Here is a 17,133-nt window from a genome sequence, read left to right on the forward strand (position 1 = left end):
CGTAGTGACCGGGTGGCCTCGGGCCGTGGTCCACTTGAGGGGTGAACGACTGGGCCATTTCAGGAGTCGACCTCCATCTGGACCTCACTGGCGGGACCGGTGCGCGGGCCGGGCTGGAGAAGGCGCTGCGCGAGGCCGTGCGCGACGGCCGGCTCGCCCCCGGCACCCGGCTGCCGTCTTCCCGGACCCTCGCCGGGGACCTGGGCATCGCCCGCAACACCGTCGCGGACGCCTACGGACAACTGGTGGCCGAGGGCTGGCTGTCCGCCCGCCAGGGCTCCGGCACGCGGGTCGGCGACGGCTGGCGCCCGGCCGGACCGGCCGCGGCCCCGTCCCGCGGCGGCCGTGCCCGCGCCGGCACCGCCGCACCGCACCCGGGCGGCGGCGCGACCGGCGCCGGCACCGCGGAGCCCCCGGCCGGACCGCCGCGGCAGCGGGAGCACTTCCCGTACGACCTGCGGCCCGGTTCACCCGACCTCGGCTCCTTCCCCCGCGCCGCGTGGTCCGCCGCCGCGCGCCGCGCCCTGGCGGCCGCACCCAACGACGCCCTCGGCTACACCGACCCGCGCGGCCGCCCCGAACTGCGCGAGGCCCTGGCGGCGTACCTGGGCCGGGTGCGCGGGGTGCGCACCGCACCGGAGTTCGTCGTGGTGTGCACAGGCTTCGTCCAGGCCGCCGGGCTGGTCGGCCGTGCCCTGCGGACCATGGGGGCCCGCCGCGTCGCCGTCGAGGCGCTCGCCTACCCGCACACCCTGCGCATCCTGCGCAGGGCCGGGCTCACCACCGTCCCGCTGGCCGTCGACGACGACGGCGCGCAGGTCTGCGCACTCGACGCCGCCGTCGACGCCGCGCTGCTCACCCCCGCGCACCAGTTCCCGTACGGCGCCCCGCTCTCGCCCGCGCGGCGCACGGCGACCGTGGCGTGGGCCCGCGCCACCGGCGGCCTGGTCATCGAGGACGACTACGACGGGGAGTTCCGCTACGACCGGCAACCCGTCGGCGCCCTGCAGAGCCTCGCGCCCGAGCACGTCGTGTACGCCGGAACGGCCAGCAAGAGCCTCGCCCCCGGACTGCGGCTGGCCTGGCTCGCCCTGCCGCCCGCCCTGGTGGAACCCGTGATCACCGAGAAGGTGCTCGCCGACCACCAGTCCCCCGTCCTCGACCAGCTGACCCTCGCCGAGCTGATCGTCTCCGGTGGCTACGACCGCCATGTGCGCCGGATGCGGCTGCACTACCGCCGCCGCCGCGACCGCCTCGTCACCGCGCTCGCCACCCGTGCGCCCGCCGTGCGGGTGTCGGGCATCGCCGCAGGCCTCCACGCCGTGCTGCGCCTGCCGCCCGGCACCTCGGGCACCGCGCTGGTCGCCCGGGCGCGGGAGCGCGGGCTCGCGCTGCAGGCCGTCGCCGAGTTCGGCGGCACGGACGACGACGCGATCGTCGTCGGCTACGGCGCCCCACCCGAGCACGCCTTCGCCGGCGCGCTGGACGAGCTGTGCGCCCTGCTCGCCACGCACACGGCCTGAGGAGCACGCGAAGCGGCCCCCCGCCGCGCCCGTGCGGGGCGCGGCGGAGGGCCGCCGGTGGGACTCGGTGTCCGGGTCTCAGATGAGGCCGAGGCCGCGGACCGCCTCGCGCTCCTCCTCGAGCTCCTTCACCGACGCGTCGATGCGCGCACGGGAGAACTCGTTGACGTCCAGGCCCTGGACGATCTCGAACCTGCCGTCCTTCGCGGTCACCGGGAAGGAGGAGATGAGGCCCTCGGGCACGCCGTAGGAGCCGTCGGAGACGACACCGGCGGAGGTCCAGTCACCCTCGGCGGTCCCGTTGGTCCAGGTGAAGACGTGGTCGATCGCGGCGTTGGCGGCCGACGCGGCGGAGGACGCGCCACGGGCCGCGATGATCGCGGCACCGCGCTTGGCGACGGTCGGGATGAACTCCTCGGCCAGCCACTTCTCGTCGTTGACGGTCTCGGCGGCGTTCTTGCCGGCGACCTCGGCGTGGAAGATGTCGGGGTACTGGGTGGCGGAGTGGTTGCCCCAGATGGTGAGGCGGCGGATCTCGCTCACCGGCACGCCGGTCCTCTTCGACAGCTGCGAGACGGCGCGGTTGTGGTCCAGGCGGGTCATCGCGGTGAAGCGGTCGGCCGGGACGTCCGGGGCCGAGGACTGCGCGATGAGCGCGTTGGTGTTCGCCGGGTTGCCGACGACGAGGACGCGGATGTCGTCCGCGGCGTGGTCGTTGATGGCCTTGCCCTGCGGGCCGAAGATGCCGCCGTTGGCCTCCAGCAGGTCGCCGCGCTCCATGCCGGCGGTGCGGGGACGGGCGCCGACGAGCAGGCCCACGTTGGCGCCGTCGAAGGCGACGTTCGGGTCGTCGGAGATGTCGATGCCCTTGAGCAGCGGGAACGCGCAGTCGTCCAGCTCCATCGCGGTGCCCTCGGCGGCCTTCAGGGCCGGGGTGATCTCCAGCAGCCGCAGCTTCACCGGGACATCGGGGCCGAGCAGGTGGCCGGAGGCGATGCGGAAGAGCAGCGCGTAGCCGATCTGGCCGGCGGCTCCGGTTACGGTGACGTTGACGGGAGTGCGAGTCATTGCCTTCTCCTGGCCTTCTCCTGCTGGATCCCTTGCCGCCCCGGCAGCGTCCCTTGCCGCGGAACGGGGATCTCTCGGCGTCAAGAGACCCACGCCAGGCTATACCCGTGCCGTCGCAGCAGAAGCCACCCCGGGTGTGGCCCCGGTCACCGCCGCGCCGCCGCACCGCCGCGGCCCCGACCTCGACGGGGCCACCCGCCGGGGAGCACCTACGCGGCCCCCCGCACCCCCCGGGGCCTCCGCACGCCGGCTCCGGCGCCGACACACCGTCACGCCGCGGTACGTGGCGCCCGTGCGCGTGCCACCCCGACGTGACGGCAACGCACACGGGATGGGACCTCCGCACACACCGAGCACCGGCGCATCGGACCCACCACCACGCCGCCGCGGCGCCGACCTCGACGGGCCCGCCCGCCGGGGAGCACGCAGGCGGCACCTCGCACCCCCCTGGAGCTCCGGTCACCGCGTCCGCCGCGGCGGTGACGTCGGCGGGGCGGAAGGTCACGGGAGGCGGGCCCGCCCGCGAGCGCGTGGACCGCACCCGGCGCGGCGAGCTCCATCACGCGGCCACCGGCACCGGCACAGCCGACACACCGTCACACCGCCGCACCCGGGCGCCCGCCCGAGCCCGCAGGCCCCAACGCCCGGGCGCATGCCGCCCCCCGCGTGACGGCTTCGCGCGCCTCAGCCCGGCGGGGGTGCGGCGCAGCCGTGGGGGCCCGTGGTCAGGGTGGCGCAGGCGCGGGCGGCGCCGGGGGCGTGGACGGCGAGCATCGAGGTGTACGCCTCCGGGTCCCGGCCGATGCGGCTGCGCTGGGAGCGGCGGGCGCCGCCCGCCTCCGTGACGCTGACCGTGTCACCGGGGGCCCCGGCGGAGATGCGGGCCCAGACGGCCGCGCACACGCGGCTGTAGCGCATCTCGACGTACGCGCCGCCCACCCAGGCCGCCGCCGCCGTACGGGCGTTGCCCCCACCGCAGCCCATGCCCTCGGGGTCCTTGCCGGTGCAGTCCCGGCCGGTGCACTTCACGCCCGCGGGCAGTGCGGCCGCCCGGGCGGTACGGGTCGGGTCGGGCCGGGCGCGGTCGTCGCCCTCCCCGCCGCCGGTCAGCGCGGTGGCGCCGAACACCGCCAGTACGACGCCCACCACGCCCACCACACCCACCGCGAAGAGCACGAGCCGACTCCGCCGTACGCCGGGGGCGGCGGGCGCTTCCGCCGGTGCCGGTGCCGCCGCCGGGCCCGGGGCCGGGCCGAACTCCCCCAGCGCTGCACGGGCCTCGGCGATCCGCAGCGCCTCCATCGTGACGTCGTGGCGGCCCTCGGCGCGGCTCCAGACCCGCTCGGTGACCTCCCACATGGTGGTGAAGTGCGCGGGGTCGGCGCCCGTCGCCTCGGCGAGCGCGACCACCGCGTAGCGGGGCGGCAGCAGTCGGCCGCTCAGGTACCGCTCCCACGAACTCCTGCTGTAGCCGGTCGCCTCGGCGAGCGCGGCGACGCTCAGGCCGCCGCGGTCGACCTGTCGGCGCAGCTGCTCGGTGAACTCCCGTACCCGCGGGTCCAGGTCGTCGGCCAGTGGCCGCCAGCGGGCCATCTCCCGTTCCCCCTCCTGCCGTTGCCGTTCTGCCCCGGAAGGCTACCGATGGGGATGCTTCGGGCGGCCCGTCCGGTTACGCCCGTCATCCGATGCAGATGCCCAGGATGATCAGGCCCAGGCAGAGCCCCTTGCCGGGGCTGCGGCTCGGGGAGGCGGAGGGCGCCGGCGCCGCCGGGGCGCTCGTCGCGGGCGGCGGTGCCTTGGTCGTGGGTGCGCCGCCGCCGGGTGCCGGGGTCGTCGTCCCGCCCGTGCCGGGCGCCGCCGTGTGCGGACCGCGCCCGGGCGCGGAGGACACCTCGCCGGTCTCCGCCACCTGCGCCACGGGCGTGCCGCCGTCCGGGGAGACGGCGGCAGCGGTACGGGAGGCCCCCGCGTCCTTCGTGCCCGCCGAGGGGGCCGACCCGGGCCAGGAGGTGCCGGCGGACCCGGTCCGGCCCGAGGCGGAAGGCGCGGGGCCCGCCGCCGGCACGCTGGCCGTGGGACGGGCCGCCGGCGGTGCCCCGGCCCGCCCGGTCCCGTCCGTGGCCACCCCGGTCGCCACGAGCAGCGCGAACACCCCGCCCAGCACCAGCCCGCCCGCGACCACGACCAGCGCCTTGCGCCGCCGCCGCAGGGCGTGCCGGGGCATCCCCTCGACGGGGGCGAGCGGGTCGAGCGGATCCGCGTACGGGAAGCCCTTCATGGTGTCGGCGACGCCGCGGTCGGCCAGTTCCCACAGGGCCATCAGCCGGTCGTAGTCGGCGCCGCTGAGCTGCCCCAGCACCTCGACCGCGTCACGTGGCGGGATCCTCACGCCGTTGAGGTACTGCTCCCAGGCTCCGGTGCTGCTCGCGGTGCGCGCGGCCAGCGCCGGGACGCTCAGTCCGCTGCGGTCCTTCATCCGGCGCAAGTGCACGGCGAGACGGCGCGCGGCGCCGTCCAGTGTCTCGGGCAATGGCTCCCACCGTGCCACCACGCACCCCCCGGCTCCGTCGGTCAACCCACGGTAGCGACGCACATACGCTCGATGCATGGAATCCGGAGAATCCTCATGCTCCCCGCGGGGTGACGAGTCCGGTCTCGTAGGCGAGGACGACGGCCTGCGCACGGCTGCCGAGGCCGAGCTTGGCCATGGTGCGGTTCAGATGGGTCTTGACGGTCGCCTCGCTGATGAAGAGCAGGTCGGCGATCTCGGGGTTGGACAGGCCGCGGGCGATCAGCCGCAGCACCTCCACCTCCCGCGCGGTCAGCGCCGCCAGTTCGGCGGGCGGGGCCCGGTCGGCGCCGGCGGGCGGGGCGCCGGGGCGCGGCGGCGCGTAGGCCTCGATCAGCCGCCGGGTGACGCTCGGGGCGAAGAGGGTGTCCCCTCCGGCGACGGCGTGGACGGCGGCGATCAGGCGCTCGGGGCCGGCGTCCTTGAGCAGGAAGCCCGACGCCCCGGCGCGCAGCGCGGTGTAGACGTACTCGTCCAGGTCGAAGGTGGTCAGGACGAGGATCCGCGGCGGCGGGTCGGCCGCGGCGGCCAGGATGCGCTCGGTGGCGACGACCCCGCTGATCCCCGGCATCCGGATGTCCATGAGGATCACGTCGGGCGCCGTCCGCGCCGCCCCCTGGACGGCCTCCTCGCCGTCGCCCGCCTCCCCGACCACCTCGATGCCGGGGGCGGCGTGCAGCAACGCGACGAGCCCGGCCCGGATCAGGAACTGGTCGTCGACGACGAGCACCCTGGTCATGCGTCCGATGAGTCCCCTCGCCGCTCTGTGCCCCGCGCGGACGTGGGGAGCACGAGCCGTACCTCGAAGCCCTCGCCGAGCGGGCCGGTGTCCACCGTCCCGCCGTAGAGCCTGGCGCGCTCCCGCATGCCGATCAAGCCGTGACCGGTTCCCCGGCCGATTGTGGCCGGATCGGATCGGCCCGGTGGCGCCCCGGAGCCGCCGCCCGCGCCCCTGGAGCCCGTGGTGCCCGCGCCGTCGTCGGTGACGGTCACCGTCAGGTGGTGCGGCTCGTAGGCGACCAGGACCCGGGCCCGGGCGAGGGGGGCGTGCTTGAGCACGTTGGTCAGCGCCTCCTGCACGACCCGGTACGCGCACAGGCCGACGCCGGGGGCGACCGGCCGGGGCTCCCCCTCGGTCCGCAGCTCGACGGCGAGCCCCGCGGCCCGCACCCGCTCGATCATCTCGCCCAGCCGGGTCACGGAGGGCATCGGGTCGTACGAGGCCCAGCCCTCCTGCGGCTCCCCCGGCCCGGCGCGCAGCACCTTGAGCATGCGGCGCATCTCCTGGAGCGCCTCGCGGGTGGTGTCGGAGATGGTGTCGAGCGCCCCGCGGGCGGTCTGCGGGGAGGTGTGGAAGACGTACGCGGCCATGCCCGCCTGCACCGAGATCACCGACATGTGGTGGGCGACGACGTCGTGCAGCTCGCGGGCGATCCGCGCCTGCTCCTCCGCCACCGCCTCCCGGGCCCGGTCCTGCTGTTCGGTCCGCAACCGCTCGGTGAGCCGGGCCAGCCGCTCCTCGCGCTTGCCGGACACCCGGGCGGAGCGCCCGAAGCGGCACATCACCAGCGGGAACACCACGGCCTGGGCGGCCACCGTGGCCATCGAGCCCTGCGCCGCGGTCAGCCCGGCGTAGACCCAGACCGCGCCGGTCAGCGCGGCGCAGGCCAGCGCGGTGCGCACCGGGCGCAGGGACGCGACGGTGTACAGCGCGAGCAGCGGCGCCATGGAGTTGACGACCGGCCAGTAGCCGGCCGCGACATAGAGCGTCCAGGCGGCGCAGACGAAGACGCAGACGCCGACCGGCGCCCAGCGGCGCACCACGATGGGCAGGTTGACCAGCGCGGTCAGCGCGTAGCCGAACAGGTCGAGGCGCATCCAGTCGTCGGGCGGCCGTTCGTGACCCAGCAGCATGCCGGCGGCGGTGAAGCCCACCGCCAGCAGGACGTCGACCAGCCCCTTGTTCCCCACGGCCGCAGCGTAGGCCCCGGCCGTACGGGCGTGCGTCAGTCCCCCGCCGTACCGCGGAAGTTGTACGTCCCCTTGCGAAAGGTCAAACCGGCACGGGACGACCTCCCGGCCCCGCCGGCCGTAGCCTCGTGGCCCGGGGGCCAGAGGGGGGCACCCCGACACGACGGTGCCCCGTCCTCAGACGGGGGGAGGACGGGGCACCGGGTCGTGACCGCGCGGGCGGCGGACGGGCCTCAGACGGACATCCGCTTGCGCAGGTTCTCGTCGACGGCGGCGAGGAACTGCTCGGTCGTCAGCCACGGCTGCTCCGGGCCGACGAGCACCGCCAGGTCCTGGGTCAGCTGACCGGCTTCGACGACCTCGAGGACGGCGCTCTCCAGCGTCCCGGCGAACGTGGCGAGCTCGGGGGTGTCGTCCAGCCGGGCCCGGTGGGCGAGGCCGCGGCTCCACGCGAAGACCATGGCGACGGGGTTGGTCGAGGTCGGCCGTCCCGCCTGGTGCCTGCGGTAGTGGCGGGTGACCGTGCCGTGCGCCGCCTCCGACAGCAGGGTGCGGCCGTCGGAGGTCATGAGCACCGAGGTCATCAGCCCCGCCGAGCCGACACCCCGGGTGAGAACCCCGGACAGGATGTCGCCGTCGTAGTTCTTGCAGGCCCAGACGTAGCCGCCGGCGCCCTTGAGGGCCGAGGCCGCCATGTCGTCGACCTGCCGGTGCTCGTGGCCCAGGCCGGACGCCTCGAACTCGCGCCGGAACTCGGTGTCGAAGACCTCCTGGAAGAGGTCCTTGAAGCGGCCGTCGTACTTCCTGAGCACCGTGTTCTTGGTGGACAGGAAGACGGGCAGCCCGCGCGCCAGGCCGTAGCGGAAGGCGGCGCGCGCGAACTCGCGGATCGACTCGTCCAGGTTCACCATGCCGAGGGCCACGCCGGGACCGGGGAAGTGGTGGACCTCCAGGTCGACCGGGTCGGAGCCGTCGGCCGGGGTGAAGTTCAGGGCGAGGGTGCCGGCGCCGGGGATCCGCAGCTCGGTGGCCCGGTACTGGTCCCCGAAGGCGTGCCGGGCGATCACCACGGGCCGCGACCCGCCGGGCACGGCCCGCGGCACGTTCCGCAGGACGACGGGTTCGCGGAAGATCCCGCCGCCGAGGCGGTCACGGATGGTGGCGTTCGGGGAGCGGTACATCCCCCTCAGGCCGAACTCCGCGACCCGCGCCTCGTCGGGGGTGACGGTGGCGCACTTCACGCCGACGCCGTGCCGTGCGACCGCCTCCGCCGCCTCGGCCGTCACCCGGTCGTGGGTGGCGTCCCGGTGCTCGATGCCCAGGTCGAAGCGGACCAGTTCGAGGTCGAGGTAGGGCAGGACCAGCTCGTCCCTGATGAACCGCCAGATGATCCGCGCCATCTCGTCGCCGTCGAGCTCGACGACCGGGTTCCTTGCCTTGATCTTGGTCATGGGAGTCGTTCTCCCTCTCACGCCGTGACGTGTGCCCGGAGTGCACGTCGTACGTCAGGGCACTCGCCACACAGCGTAACCGGATCAACGCACGGAGAAACGGACGACGTCCTCCAGGAAGGGGATCTCCAGCACCGGGTGGGGCTGCGCCATCAGTGCCAGCAGCACGATCAGGGCGCCCAGCACCCCGTAGGTGATCATGTCGGTGAAGCGGCTGCGGACGGCCAGCATGCCGACCGAGGGCAGCAGCCGGCGCATCAGCCCGCCCAGCATCAGCGCCGAGCCGACCAGCACCAGGCCGGCCCGGGTGACGTCGGCCGCCACCAGCACCAGGCCGAGCAGCACCGCTCCGGAGACCACGAGGATCGGCCACTGGCGGGCCGGGGCCGGGGCGTGCGCTCCCATGGCCCGGCCGCCGCCCTCGGGGCGTGCGGTACCCCGGGTCAGCACCTGGAAGCGGCGGCTGCGGCCGGCGTCGCCGGTCTCCTCCGGCTCCGCCGCTCCGCCTCCCGTACGGGGGCCCGTGCCGGTCATGCGTACCGGCCCTCCGCGGCCTCCACGACGTTCGCCAGCAGCATGGCCCGGGTCATCGGGCCGACGCCGCCGGGGTTCGGCGAGATCCACCCGGCGACCTCGGCCACGCCCGGGTGCACGTCGCCGACGATCTTGCCGTTCTCGTCGCGGCTCACGCCGACGTCCAGCACGGCGGCGCCCGGCCGCACGTCCTCCGGCTTCACCAGGTGCGGCACGCCCGCCGCGGCCACGACGATGTCGGCCTGGCGCAGCTGGGCGGACAGGTCGCGGGTGCCGGTGTGGCAGAGGGTGACGGTGGCGTTCTCGGACTTGCGGGTCAGCAGCAGCCCGATCGAGCGGCCGACGGTGACGCCGCGGCCGACCACGGTGACGTGCGCGCCGTTGATCTCGACGCCGTGCCGCCGCAGCAGCTCCACGATGCCGTTGGGGGTGCAGGGCAGCGGGCCGCGCTCGTTGAGCACCAGCCGCCCGAGGTTGGTGGGGTGCAGTCCGTCGGCGTCCTTGGCCGGGTCCATCAGCTCCAGGACGCGGTTGGTGTCGATCCCCTTGGGGAGCGGCAGCTGGACGATGTAGCCGGTGCACTCGGGGTTGTCGTTCAGTTCGCGGACGACCGCCTCGATCTCCTCCTGGGAGGCGGTCTCCGGCAGCTCGCGCTGGATGGACGCGATGCCGACCTCCGCGCAGTCGCGGTGCTTGCCCGCGACGTACCAGCGGCTGCCCGGGTCGTCGCCGACCAGCAGCGTCCCCAGCCCCGGGGTGACACCCCGTTCCTTGAGCGCCTGGACGCGGGTCGACAGTTCGGACTTGATCGCGGCGGCAGTGGCCTTGCCATCGAGAATCTGGGCGGTCATACCTCCATCTTCTCAGGTCCGCACACCAACGCTGGACAGCGGATGACGCCGACCAGGACGATGTGGGCCGTCCCCAGTCCCATCCGCGCGAAAGAAGCCAACGTGAGCTACCCGCCCGGTCCCGGCAATCCGTACGGTCAGCAGCCTCCGCACCAGCAGCCGCAGCAGCCCTACGGATACCCGCAGCAGCCCCCGGCCCAGCCCGGCTACGGCTACCCGACGCAGCCCCAGCCGCCCTACGGCGCCGTTCCGCCGCAGGCCCAGGGCCCGTACGGCTACGGCTACCCGGGAGGTCCCGCAGGTCCCGTCCCGGGCATGCCGCCGTTCGCGAGCTGGGGCGCCCGGGTGGGCGCGACGCTGATCGACTTCCTGGTCGCCGGGCTCGTGCCGATGATCCTCGTCGGCGTCGGCTACGGGCAGTTCATCGCCGTCGTGGTCGACGCGGCCCGCGACTGCGACGCGAGCGGCACCTACGGCACCTGCCCCGCGCCCGCCATGCCGGGCGGCGCCCTCGCCCTGATCGGCCTCGGCCTCCTGCTGTCCCTGGCCGGCGGCCTGTTCCTGTGCTACCGCGAGGGCAAGACCGGCCAGACGCCGGGCAAGAAGGCCCTCGGCATCAGCGTGCTGCGGGAGTTGGACGGCCGTCCGCTCGGCTTCGGCATGGCCTTCGTCCGCCGGCTGTGCCACGGCCTGGACGGCGCCGCCTGCTACATCGGCTACCTGTGGCCGCTGTGGGACGACAAGAAGCAGACCTTCGCCGACAAGATCCTCAACTCGGTCGTCGTCAAGGCCCAGTAGGCCCCGGCCAGAACGCGCCCACGTCCCCGGTCCCGTCCTCGCGAAGGAAGTCAGAAGTGAGCTACCCGCCCGGCCCCGGCAACCCCTACGGCCAGCAGCAACCGCAAGCGCCGTACGGGTACCCGCAGCAGCCGCCGGCCCAGCCCGGCCACGGCTACCCGACGCAGCCCCAGCCGCCGTACGGGTACCCCCAGCAGCCGCAGCAGGGAACGCCGTTCGCGGCGTACCCGGGCGGCCCCGAGGTCATGCCGTCGTCGGCGCGGGCGGCCCGGGCCATGCTGTTCGTGCTCGGCGGGATGCAGATCCTGGGCGGTCTGCTGCTCCTGCTGGGGGCGGCGGCGCTCAAGAGCGTGGACGACACCGACGAACTGGCCATGCCCATCGGCCTGGTCTACGTCATGGGGGTGCTCTTCCTCGCCTTCGCCGTCCTGTCGATCGGCATGGGCGCCAAGTACCGGACCGGCGGCAACGGCACCCGGATCGGGTCCATCGTGATCGGCGTGCTGGTCGCGCTGAGCAGCGTCGCGACCATGTTCAGCGGCGCGTTCGTGCTGATCGCACCGCTCGCGCTCAGCGTGCTGCTGATCGTCTTCGCGGCCAAGGCCGAGACGGCGGCCTGGTTCCGGCGCCCGCAGTACTGAGCGGGTCCGCCCGTGGTACGGGGCGACTCCGCCCGCAGCCCGAAGGCCCCCGCGCAGGCGGGGGCCTTCGGCGTTCCGGCGCTGCGGCCGGTCAGTGGAAGAAGTGCCGCGTACCGGTGAGGTACATGGTCACGCCGGCCTTGCGCGCGGCCTCGACGACGGCCTCGTCGCGCACCGAACCGCCGGGCTGCACCACGGCCTTGACCCCGGCGCCGGTGAGCACCTCCAGCCCGTCGGGGAAGGGGAAGAAGGCGTCGGAGGCGGCGTAGGAACCCGTCGCGCGGTCCTCGCCGGCCCGCTGGACGGCGAGCTTGGCGGAGTCGACGCGGTTGACCTGGCCCATGCCGACGCCGACCGTCGCGCCGTCCTTGGCCAGCAGGATGGCGTTGGACTTCACGGCCCGGCAGGCCCGCCAGGCGAACGCCAGGTCGGCCAGCTCGGCGGCGGTCAGCGGCTCGCCGGTGGCCAGCGTCCAGGTGGCCGGGTCGTCCCCGGCGGCCTGGAGGCTGTCCTTCTCCTGCAGCAGCAGCCCGCCCTCGACGGGACGGAACTCCGTCCGCGCGACGGGCGCCTCGGGGCAGCGCAGCACGCGGATGTTCTTCTTACGGGCGAGGACCTCGACCGCGCCCTCCTCGAAGTCCGGCGCCACGATGACCTCGGTGAAGATCTCGGCGACCTGCTCGGCCATGGCCACGCTCACCGGCCGGTTGACGGCGATGACGCCGCCGAAGGCCGACAGCGGGTCGCAGGCGTGCGCCTTGCGGTGCGCCTCGGCGACGTCGTCGCCGACCGCGATGCCGCACGGGTTGGCGTGCTTGATGATCGCGACGCAGGGCTCGTCGTGGTCGTACGCCGCCCGGCGCGCGGCCTCGGTGTCGACGTAGTTGTTGTAGGACATCTCCTTGCCGTGCAGCTGCTCGGCGTTGGCCAGGCCCGTGCCGCCGTCGGTGTACAGCGCGGCCGCCTGGTGCGGGTTCTCGCCGTAGCGCAGCACGTTCTTGCGCTCGTAGGTGGCGCCCATGAAGTCGGGGAAGGAGGTGTCGTCCGCCGGGGCGTACGAGCTCGCGAACCAGCTCGCGACCGCGACGTCGTAGGCCGCGGTGTGCTGGAACGCCTCGGCCGCCAGGCGCTTGCGGGTGGTGAGGTCGAAGCCGCCCCCGCGGACGGCGGCGAGCACGTCCGCGTACCGCTCGGGGCTGGTCACGACCGCCACGGACGGGTGGTTCTTGGCGGCGGCGCGGACCATCGAGGGGCCGCCGATGTCGATCTGCTCCACGCACTCGTCCTCGGAGGCGCCGGAGGCGACCGTCTCGCGGAAGGGGTAGAGGTTGACCACGACGAGGTCGAAGGGCTCGACGCCCAGCTCCTCCAGCTGCCGGCGGTGGTCCTCCAGCCGCAGGTCGGCGAGGATGCCGGCGTGCACCTTCGGGTGCAGGGTCTTGACCCGGCCGTCCAGGCACTCGGGGAACCCGGTCAGCTCCTCCACCTTGGTGACCGGCACGCCGGCGGCGGCGATCCGCCCGGCCGTCGAGCCGGTGGAGACCAGCTGGACGCCCGCCTCGTGCAGGCCGCGGGCCAGCTCCTCCAGACCGGTCTTGTCGTAGACGCTGACCAGTGCGCGACGGATCTCCCGCTTGGTACTCACGGCAACAGAACCTTTCGTCCCTCAATGCGATAGCCGTCGCGGGACAACCGCCCCACGACGTCGACGAGCAGCGTGCGCTCGACTTCCTTGATGCGCTCGTGGAGCGCTTCCTCCGTGTCGTCCTGCCGGACCTCGACCACGCCCTGGGCGATGATCGGGCCGGTGTCGACGCCGTCGTCGACGAAGTGGACGGTGCAGCCGGTGACCTTCACGCCGTAGGCGAGGGCGTCGCGCACCCCGTGCGCGCCCGGGAAGCCGGGCAGCAGCGCCGGGTGCGTGTTGACGAGGCGGCCGCCGAACCGGGCGAGGAACTCCTTGCCCACGATCTTCATGAACCCCGCCGAGACCACCAGGTCGGGCTCGTACCCGGCCACCGCCTCGGTCAGCGCGGCGTCCCACGCCTCCCGGTCGCCGTGGTCGGCCACCCGGCAGACGAACGTCGGCACCCCGGCCCGCTCGGCGCGCTCCAGCCCGGCGATACCGGACCGGTCCGCGCCGACGGCGACGACGTGAAGTCCCGCGTCGAGCAGCGCCTGCAGGTTCGTGCCCGAACCGGAGACGAGCACGACGAGTCGGGCGGGGCGGGAAAGGGGCGGAAAGACTGTGGCCACTGCGGGTCATCTCTCGGGGATCCGGTGCTTTGGAGGATCGTACGACTCGAAGATCGCCGGAATTCCGGGGAACTCTACGAGGCCGTCGACCGTCAGCAACGATACCGGCACACCAGCCCGCCCCCACGGGACGGGGGAGCGCGCGGGCGGTAGCGTCTGGGGTGAGAACGGCGAAGTGCCGCGTCCGACAACTCGAGGAGTCGACGGCAAGGGGATGACCCAGGCAAACATGAGCAGTGGCCGAGGCCAGGAGCAGGACAACCCGTTCGCCCCGCCGCCGGAGGACGCACCCGAGCAGCCCTGGCAGCCGCGACGGCCGCAGCAGCCCTCCGACTCCGGGGACGAGCCCACGCCGCCCACCCCGCCCCCGCCGCCCCGGGCGTGGGGCGGCCAGTGGAGCGACCGGCAGCCCGGCCGCGAGGACGGCGGCTACGGCGACCGCCCCGGTGGCGGTTACGGCGGCCGGCGTCCGGACGGTCCCCGCTTCGACCCCACCGACCCCGCTCAACGGCGTGCCCGCTACGCGATGATCTGCGGGATGTGGGGGCTCTTCTTCGCCCTCTTCCTCGGCTGGACGTACGTGGGGCTGCTGCTCGGCGCCCTCGCGCTGTACTGGAGCGTCAACGCGCTGCGGATGAAGCCCGAGGAGCGGGCCAAGGCCCGCGCCGAGGCGGCCGCGCTGCTGGCCGAGGGCGGGGCGACCCCGCCGGCGCCGCGGCCCACCGACCCCCGCAGCAAGCCGCAGCGCCCCGCCGCGCTCGGCGGTCTGATCATGGGCGGGCTGGCCCTGTGCGTCGTGGCGGTGAGCTTCACGACCCAGGTGGTCTACAAGGACTACTACGCCTGCACCCGCGACGCGCTGACCTCCTCCTCGCGCGACGCGTGCGAGAAGCTGCTGCCGACGCCGCTGCGCGACGTGCTCCAGACGCCCTGACGCGTCGCCGCGCCCGCCCCGGACGGAGGCTCAGACCTCCGGCGGGGCGGCGCCCGGGGCCGCGTCGCCGTCGCCCGCCGCGCCCGGGAGCACCGAAGCCGCCGGGGCGTCGGACGGCCGGTCTTCCTCCGGCCCGCCCTCGTCCTGCCCGTCCGCCCGCCCGTCCTCCGTCGCGGCGGCCGTGCGGCGGACCCGCACCCAGCGCACCAGCAGGGCCGTCGGCGTGCCGGCGGCCGCCGTCCACCCGGCCGCGGCGGCGCCGGTGAGCCACCAGGACGGCCCGAAGTCCTCCAGCGCCCCGGTGCCCAGCGGCCCCGCCGCGAACCCGGCGAGCAGCGCCATGGCGATCCCGCACACCAGCCCGCCCAGGGCGGCGTGCGCCGCGGTGCGCCCGAGGCCGCACGGCTCCCGGCGCTCCACGGCGAGCACCCCCACCGCGATCCCCGCGAGCACCGGCACGGCCAGCGCCGCCCACGTCAGCGACGTCCCCGGCCCGGGCCCGGGCAACGCCGCCAGCAGCGGGAAGTCCGGCAGCACCGGCTCCCCCACCACCCCGGCCGGACGCACCACGGCCTGGGTGCCGAGCGCGAAGCCGGGGCCCATCGCGTAGGCCGCACCCCACACGGCGGCGTTCGGGATCAGCGCCACCGCCACCGCGAGCACCGCCAGCCGCCCGGACAGCGCCTCGCTCAGCCGCGTGAAGGACGCCCCCGCGGCGCCCGGGTGCAGCGCCAGGGTCACCGCCGTGAGCGCCGCCCCGCCCGCGACGAGGACGCAGACGCCCCCCACCGCCGAGCGCAGCACGGCCACGGCCTCCCGCAGCGGCACCGTCACGCGCACGGGCACCCGGGACAGCCAGGCGGGCGGCGGGATCCGCGGCCGTCCCCGCTCCGCCCAGGCCCCGGCACCCGCCGCGAGGGCCGCCACGACGGGCAGGTGCAGCGCGGCGGCGAGGGCGTCGCTGCGCACCGGCCCGTACGAGGTGTAGACGACCACCCCGGCGCCCACCGCCAGGTAGCCGCCGATCAGCCATGCGACGGCGGACCGCGCGACCTTGCCGTCCGAGGCGGGCGCGACGGCGTCCGCCCCGGCCCGGTACAGCAGCCACACCGGGAACGCCATGGGCAGCAGCGGCGTGACGCCGACGGGCGCGGCGACCCCGGTGAGGGTCTCGGTGCGCACGAGGTCGCCCCCGTGCGCGAGCAGCCAGCAGTCGGCGGCGACGTGCAGAGCCCCGTCCAGGCCGCTGTCGGGGAACGGGGAGACGACCCACAGGAAGAGCACGAGCATGGCGAAGCCGCCCAGGCCCAGGCCCGCCGCGACGACTCCGCCGGTGAAGGCGGGGGCGGACTCGGAGGTGCGCAGGGTCGTGTGGACGGCCCGGATCCGGTGTACGGCATGACTCAGGGCGCTTGCGGCACTCACGGATCTCATGCTGCCAACAAGACCCCCTTTCGACGTGGCAGCATGCGAATGCCCGTCGTGTCGCGGAATATGGCGTTATGCGTTTCTTCATTCGATCCGAGTGGTCGATCGCATGAGCCGCACACCCACGACGAAGGCCGCGAAGGCCGTCAAGAAGCGAAGGCGTCACCAGCCGGCGTCGGCCGGGAACGCCGCGCAGGACCCGCAGGCCGCACCGGCGGCCGGTCGGGGGGAGTCCGTTGCGCCCGCGCAGCCGCCCGTGTCCGCGGGGGCGGCGAACTCCCCCGGCACCGGCCGTACCGACCCGGCATCCGCGACCTCGTCCGCGACCGCGCCCGCGTCCGATCCGCCCGGCGAACAGGCCGTCCCGGGACCGCGGGCGCGGGTACGGGCGCGGGTACGGGCACAGGAACGGGCGCTGGCACAGGCGCAGGCGGCCGAGGCCGTACGGATCGCCGAGGCCGCCCAGGCGGCCTTCGACGGGCTGTACACCCGCAACGCCCCCGCCCTGCTCCGCCAGGTCGAACTGCTCACCGGCAGCATGGCGCTGGCCCGGCACGCCGTGCACCGCGCCTTCGACCTGGCCTGGCAGCGGTGGCCCGAGGTCGCCGTCGACCCCGACCCGGCCGGATGGATCCGCGCGGAGGCGCACCACCACGCCCTGGCCCCCTGGCAGCAACTGCTGCCCTGGTACCGCACCCCGCCGCGGGAGCGCAGTTCCTTCCAGCGGCTGCCGCGCGGCACCCGGCACGCCGTGCTCCTCCACGACGGCCTCGGGCTGAGCCTGCGGCGCACGGCGGCGGAGTGCATGGCCACCACCTCCATGACCAGGCGGCGCATCGTCCGGGGACGCGAGGCCCTGGGCGAGGGGGCGGCGGTCCGGCTGGGCGACCTGCTGGACGAGCAGCCGCAGCCGGAGTACCCGGCGGCCATGGTGCGCGAGCTGAGCGAGCAGTGGCTGCGCATCCGCACGGTGGGCGCCGTGGTGGCGACGGTGCTGATCGCGCTGGTGACCGCGGTCGGGCTGGTCTTCGGGCCGCTCAGCGACCGCGTCGCCGCCGACCGCGGACCCCTCGGGCAGCGCACCTCGGCGCCCGTGCCCTGAGCGTGCC

16 protein-coding genes are annotated in these 17,133 nt (G+C 75.0%); 5 read left to right on the plus strand and 11 right to left on the minus strand.

Annotation, left to right across the window (positions count from 1 at the left end; all coding sequences use genetic code 11):
• The first annotated feature begins 41 nt into the window (after nucleotides 1-41).
• Nucleotides 42-1,523, plus strand: a complete 1,482-nt coding sequence (gene pdxR / locus ACFZAU_RS07380; RefSeq protein ID WP_500551428.1) for a MocR-like pyridoxine biosynthesis transcription factor PdxR — start codon at nucleotides 42-44, stop codon at nucleotides 1,521-1,523.
• 78 nt (nucleotides 1,524-1,601) lie between these two features.
• On the opposite strand, the gene ACFZAU_RS07385 is transcribed toward pdxR, so the two are convergent.
• The 8 genes from ACFZAU_RS07385 to ACFZAU_RS07420 form a co-directional block, all read right to left on the minus strand.
• The gene (locus ACFZAU_RS07385; protein WP_500551429.1) at nucleotides 1,602-2,591 is read right to left on the minus strand and encodes a malate dehydrogenase; all 990 of its coding nucleotides are present in this window, start codon (nucleotides 2,589-2,591) and stop codon (nucleotides 1,602-1,604) included.
• 684 nt (nucleotides 2,592-3,275) lie between these two features.
• Complete coding sequence (locus tag ACFZAU_RS07390) at nucleotides 3,276-4,184, minus strand: helix-turn-helix domain-containing protein (protein ID WP_500551430.1); 909 nt, start codon at nucleotides 4,182-4,184, stop codon at nucleotides 3,276-3,278.
• A gap of 85 nt (nucleotides 4,185-4,269) precedes the next feature.
• Nucleotides 4,270-5,121 (minus strand): helix-turn-helix domain-containing protein, encoded by an 852-nt coding sequence (locus ACFZAU_RS07395; protein WP_500551431.1) that lies wholly within the window; start codon nucleotides 5,119-5,121, stop codon nucleotides 4,270-4,272.
• Between the two features lie 94 nt (nucleotides 5,122-5,215).
• Nucleotides 5,216-5,899, minus strand: a complete 684-nt coding sequence (locus ACFZAU_RS07400) for a response regulator (protein WP_499606540.1) — start codon at nucleotides 5,897-5,899, stop codon at nucleotides 5,216-5,218.
• Nucleotides 5,896-7,074, minus strand: coding sequence for a sensor histidine kinase (locus ACFZAU_RS07405; protein WP_500551604.1), 1,179 nt, complete (start codon nucleotides 7,072-7,074; stop codon nucleotides 5,896-5,898). Before ACFZAU_RS07405 ends, ACFZAU_RS07400 begins: the two co-directional genes overlap by 4 nt.
• Nucleotides 7,075-7,364: 290 nt before the next feature.
• A complete protein-coding gene (locus tag ACFZAU_RS07410; RefSeq protein ID WP_500551432.1) occupies nucleotides 7,365-8,582 on the minus strand; it encodes an NADP-dependent isocitrate dehydrogenase in 1,218 nt (405 codons plus the stop codon).
• Nucleotides 8,583-8,666: 84 nt separating this feature from the next.
• Nucleotides 8,667-9,116, minus strand: a complete 450-nt coding sequence (locus tag ACFZAU_RS07415) for a DUF3017 domain-containing protein (protein WP_500464835.1) — start codon at nucleotides 9,114-9,116, stop codon at nucleotides 8,667-8,669.
• Nucleotides 9,113-9,967 carry a bifunctional methylenetetrahydrofolate dehydrogenase/methenyltetrahydrofolate cyclohydrolase gene (locus tag ACFZAU_RS07420; RefSeq protein ID WP_500464834.1) on the minus strand — a complete coding sequence of 285 codons (855 nt, stop codon included), beginning with the start codon at nucleotides 9,965-9,967 and terminating at the stop codon, nucleotides 9,113-9,115. The genes ACFZAU_RS07415 and ACFZAU_RS07420 overlap by 4 nt, the downstream gene beginning before the upstream one ends.
• 102 nt (nucleotides 9,968-10,069) lie before the next feature.
• Between ACFZAU_RS07420 and ACFZAU_RS07425 the strand changes: the two genes are divergently transcribed.
• Nucleotides 10,070-10,765, plus strand: coding sequence for an RDD family protein (locus ACFZAU_RS07425; protein WP_500551433.1), 696 nt, complete (start codon nucleotides 10,070-10,072; stop codon nucleotides 10,763-10,765).
• 56 nt (nucleotides 10,766-10,821) lie between these two features.
• Complete coding sequence (locus ACFZAU_RS07430) at nucleotides 10,822-11,406, plus strand: hypothetical protein (RefSeq protein ID WP_499606534.1); 585 nt, start codon at nucleotides 10,822-10,824, stop codon at nucleotides 11,404-11,406.
• 91 nt (nucleotides 11,407-11,497) lie between these two features.
• Here the strand turns inward: ACFZAU_RS07430 and purH are convergent, their stop codons facing one another.
• Entirely contained in the window at nucleotides 11,498-13,051 is a 1,554-nt protein-coding gene (gene purH, locus ACFZAU_RS07435; RefSeq protein WP_500551434.1) for a bifunctional phosphoribosylaminoimidazolecarboxamide formyltransferase/IMP cyclohydrolase, read from the minus strand.
• Nucleotides 13,048-13,662, minus strand: a complete 615-nt coding sequence (gene purN, locus ACFZAU_RS07440) for a phosphoribosylglycinamide formyltransferase (protein WP_499606532.1) — start codon at nucleotides 13,660-13,662, stop codon at nucleotides 13,048-13,050. Before purN ends, purH begins: the two co-directional genes overlap by 4 nt.
• A 229-nt stretch (nucleotides 13,663-13,891) precedes the next feature.
• On the opposite strand from purN, the gene ACFZAU_RS07445 reads away from it, so the two are divergent.
• Nucleotides 13,892-14,596 (plus strand): hypothetical protein, encoded by a 705-nt coding sequence (locus ACFZAU_RS07445; RefSeq protein ID WP_500551435.1) that lies wholly within the window; start codon nucleotides 13,892-13,894, stop codon nucleotides 14,594-14,596.
• A 30-nt stretch (nucleotides 14,597-14,626) separates the two neighbouring features.
• Here ACFZAU_RS07445 and ACFZAU_RS07450 read toward each other — a convergent pair whose 3' ends face one another.
• Nucleotides 14,627-16,021, minus strand: a complete 1,395-nt coding sequence (locus ACFZAU_RS07450; RefSeq protein WP_500551436.1) for a cell division protein PerM — start codon at nucleotides 16,019-16,021, stop codon at nucleotides 14,627-14,629.
• 112 nt (nucleotides 16,022-16,133) lie between these two features.
• Here ACFZAU_RS07450 and ACFZAU_RS07455 point away from each other — a divergent pair, with 112 nt between their 5' ends.
• Nucleotides 16,134-17,126, plus strand: coding sequence for an RNA polymerase sigma factor (locus tag ACFZAU_RS07455; RefSeq protein ID WP_500551437.1), 993 nt, complete (start codon nucleotides 16,134-16,136; stop codon nucleotides 17,124-17,126).
• Nucleotides 17,127-17,133 lie beyond the last annotated feature (7 nt).

The organism is Streptomyces sp. NPDC008238 (genome assembly GCF_042956445.1).
Classification (GTDB): domain Bacteria; phylum Actinomycetota; class Actinomycetes; order Streptomycetales; family Streptomycetaceae; genus Actinacidiphila.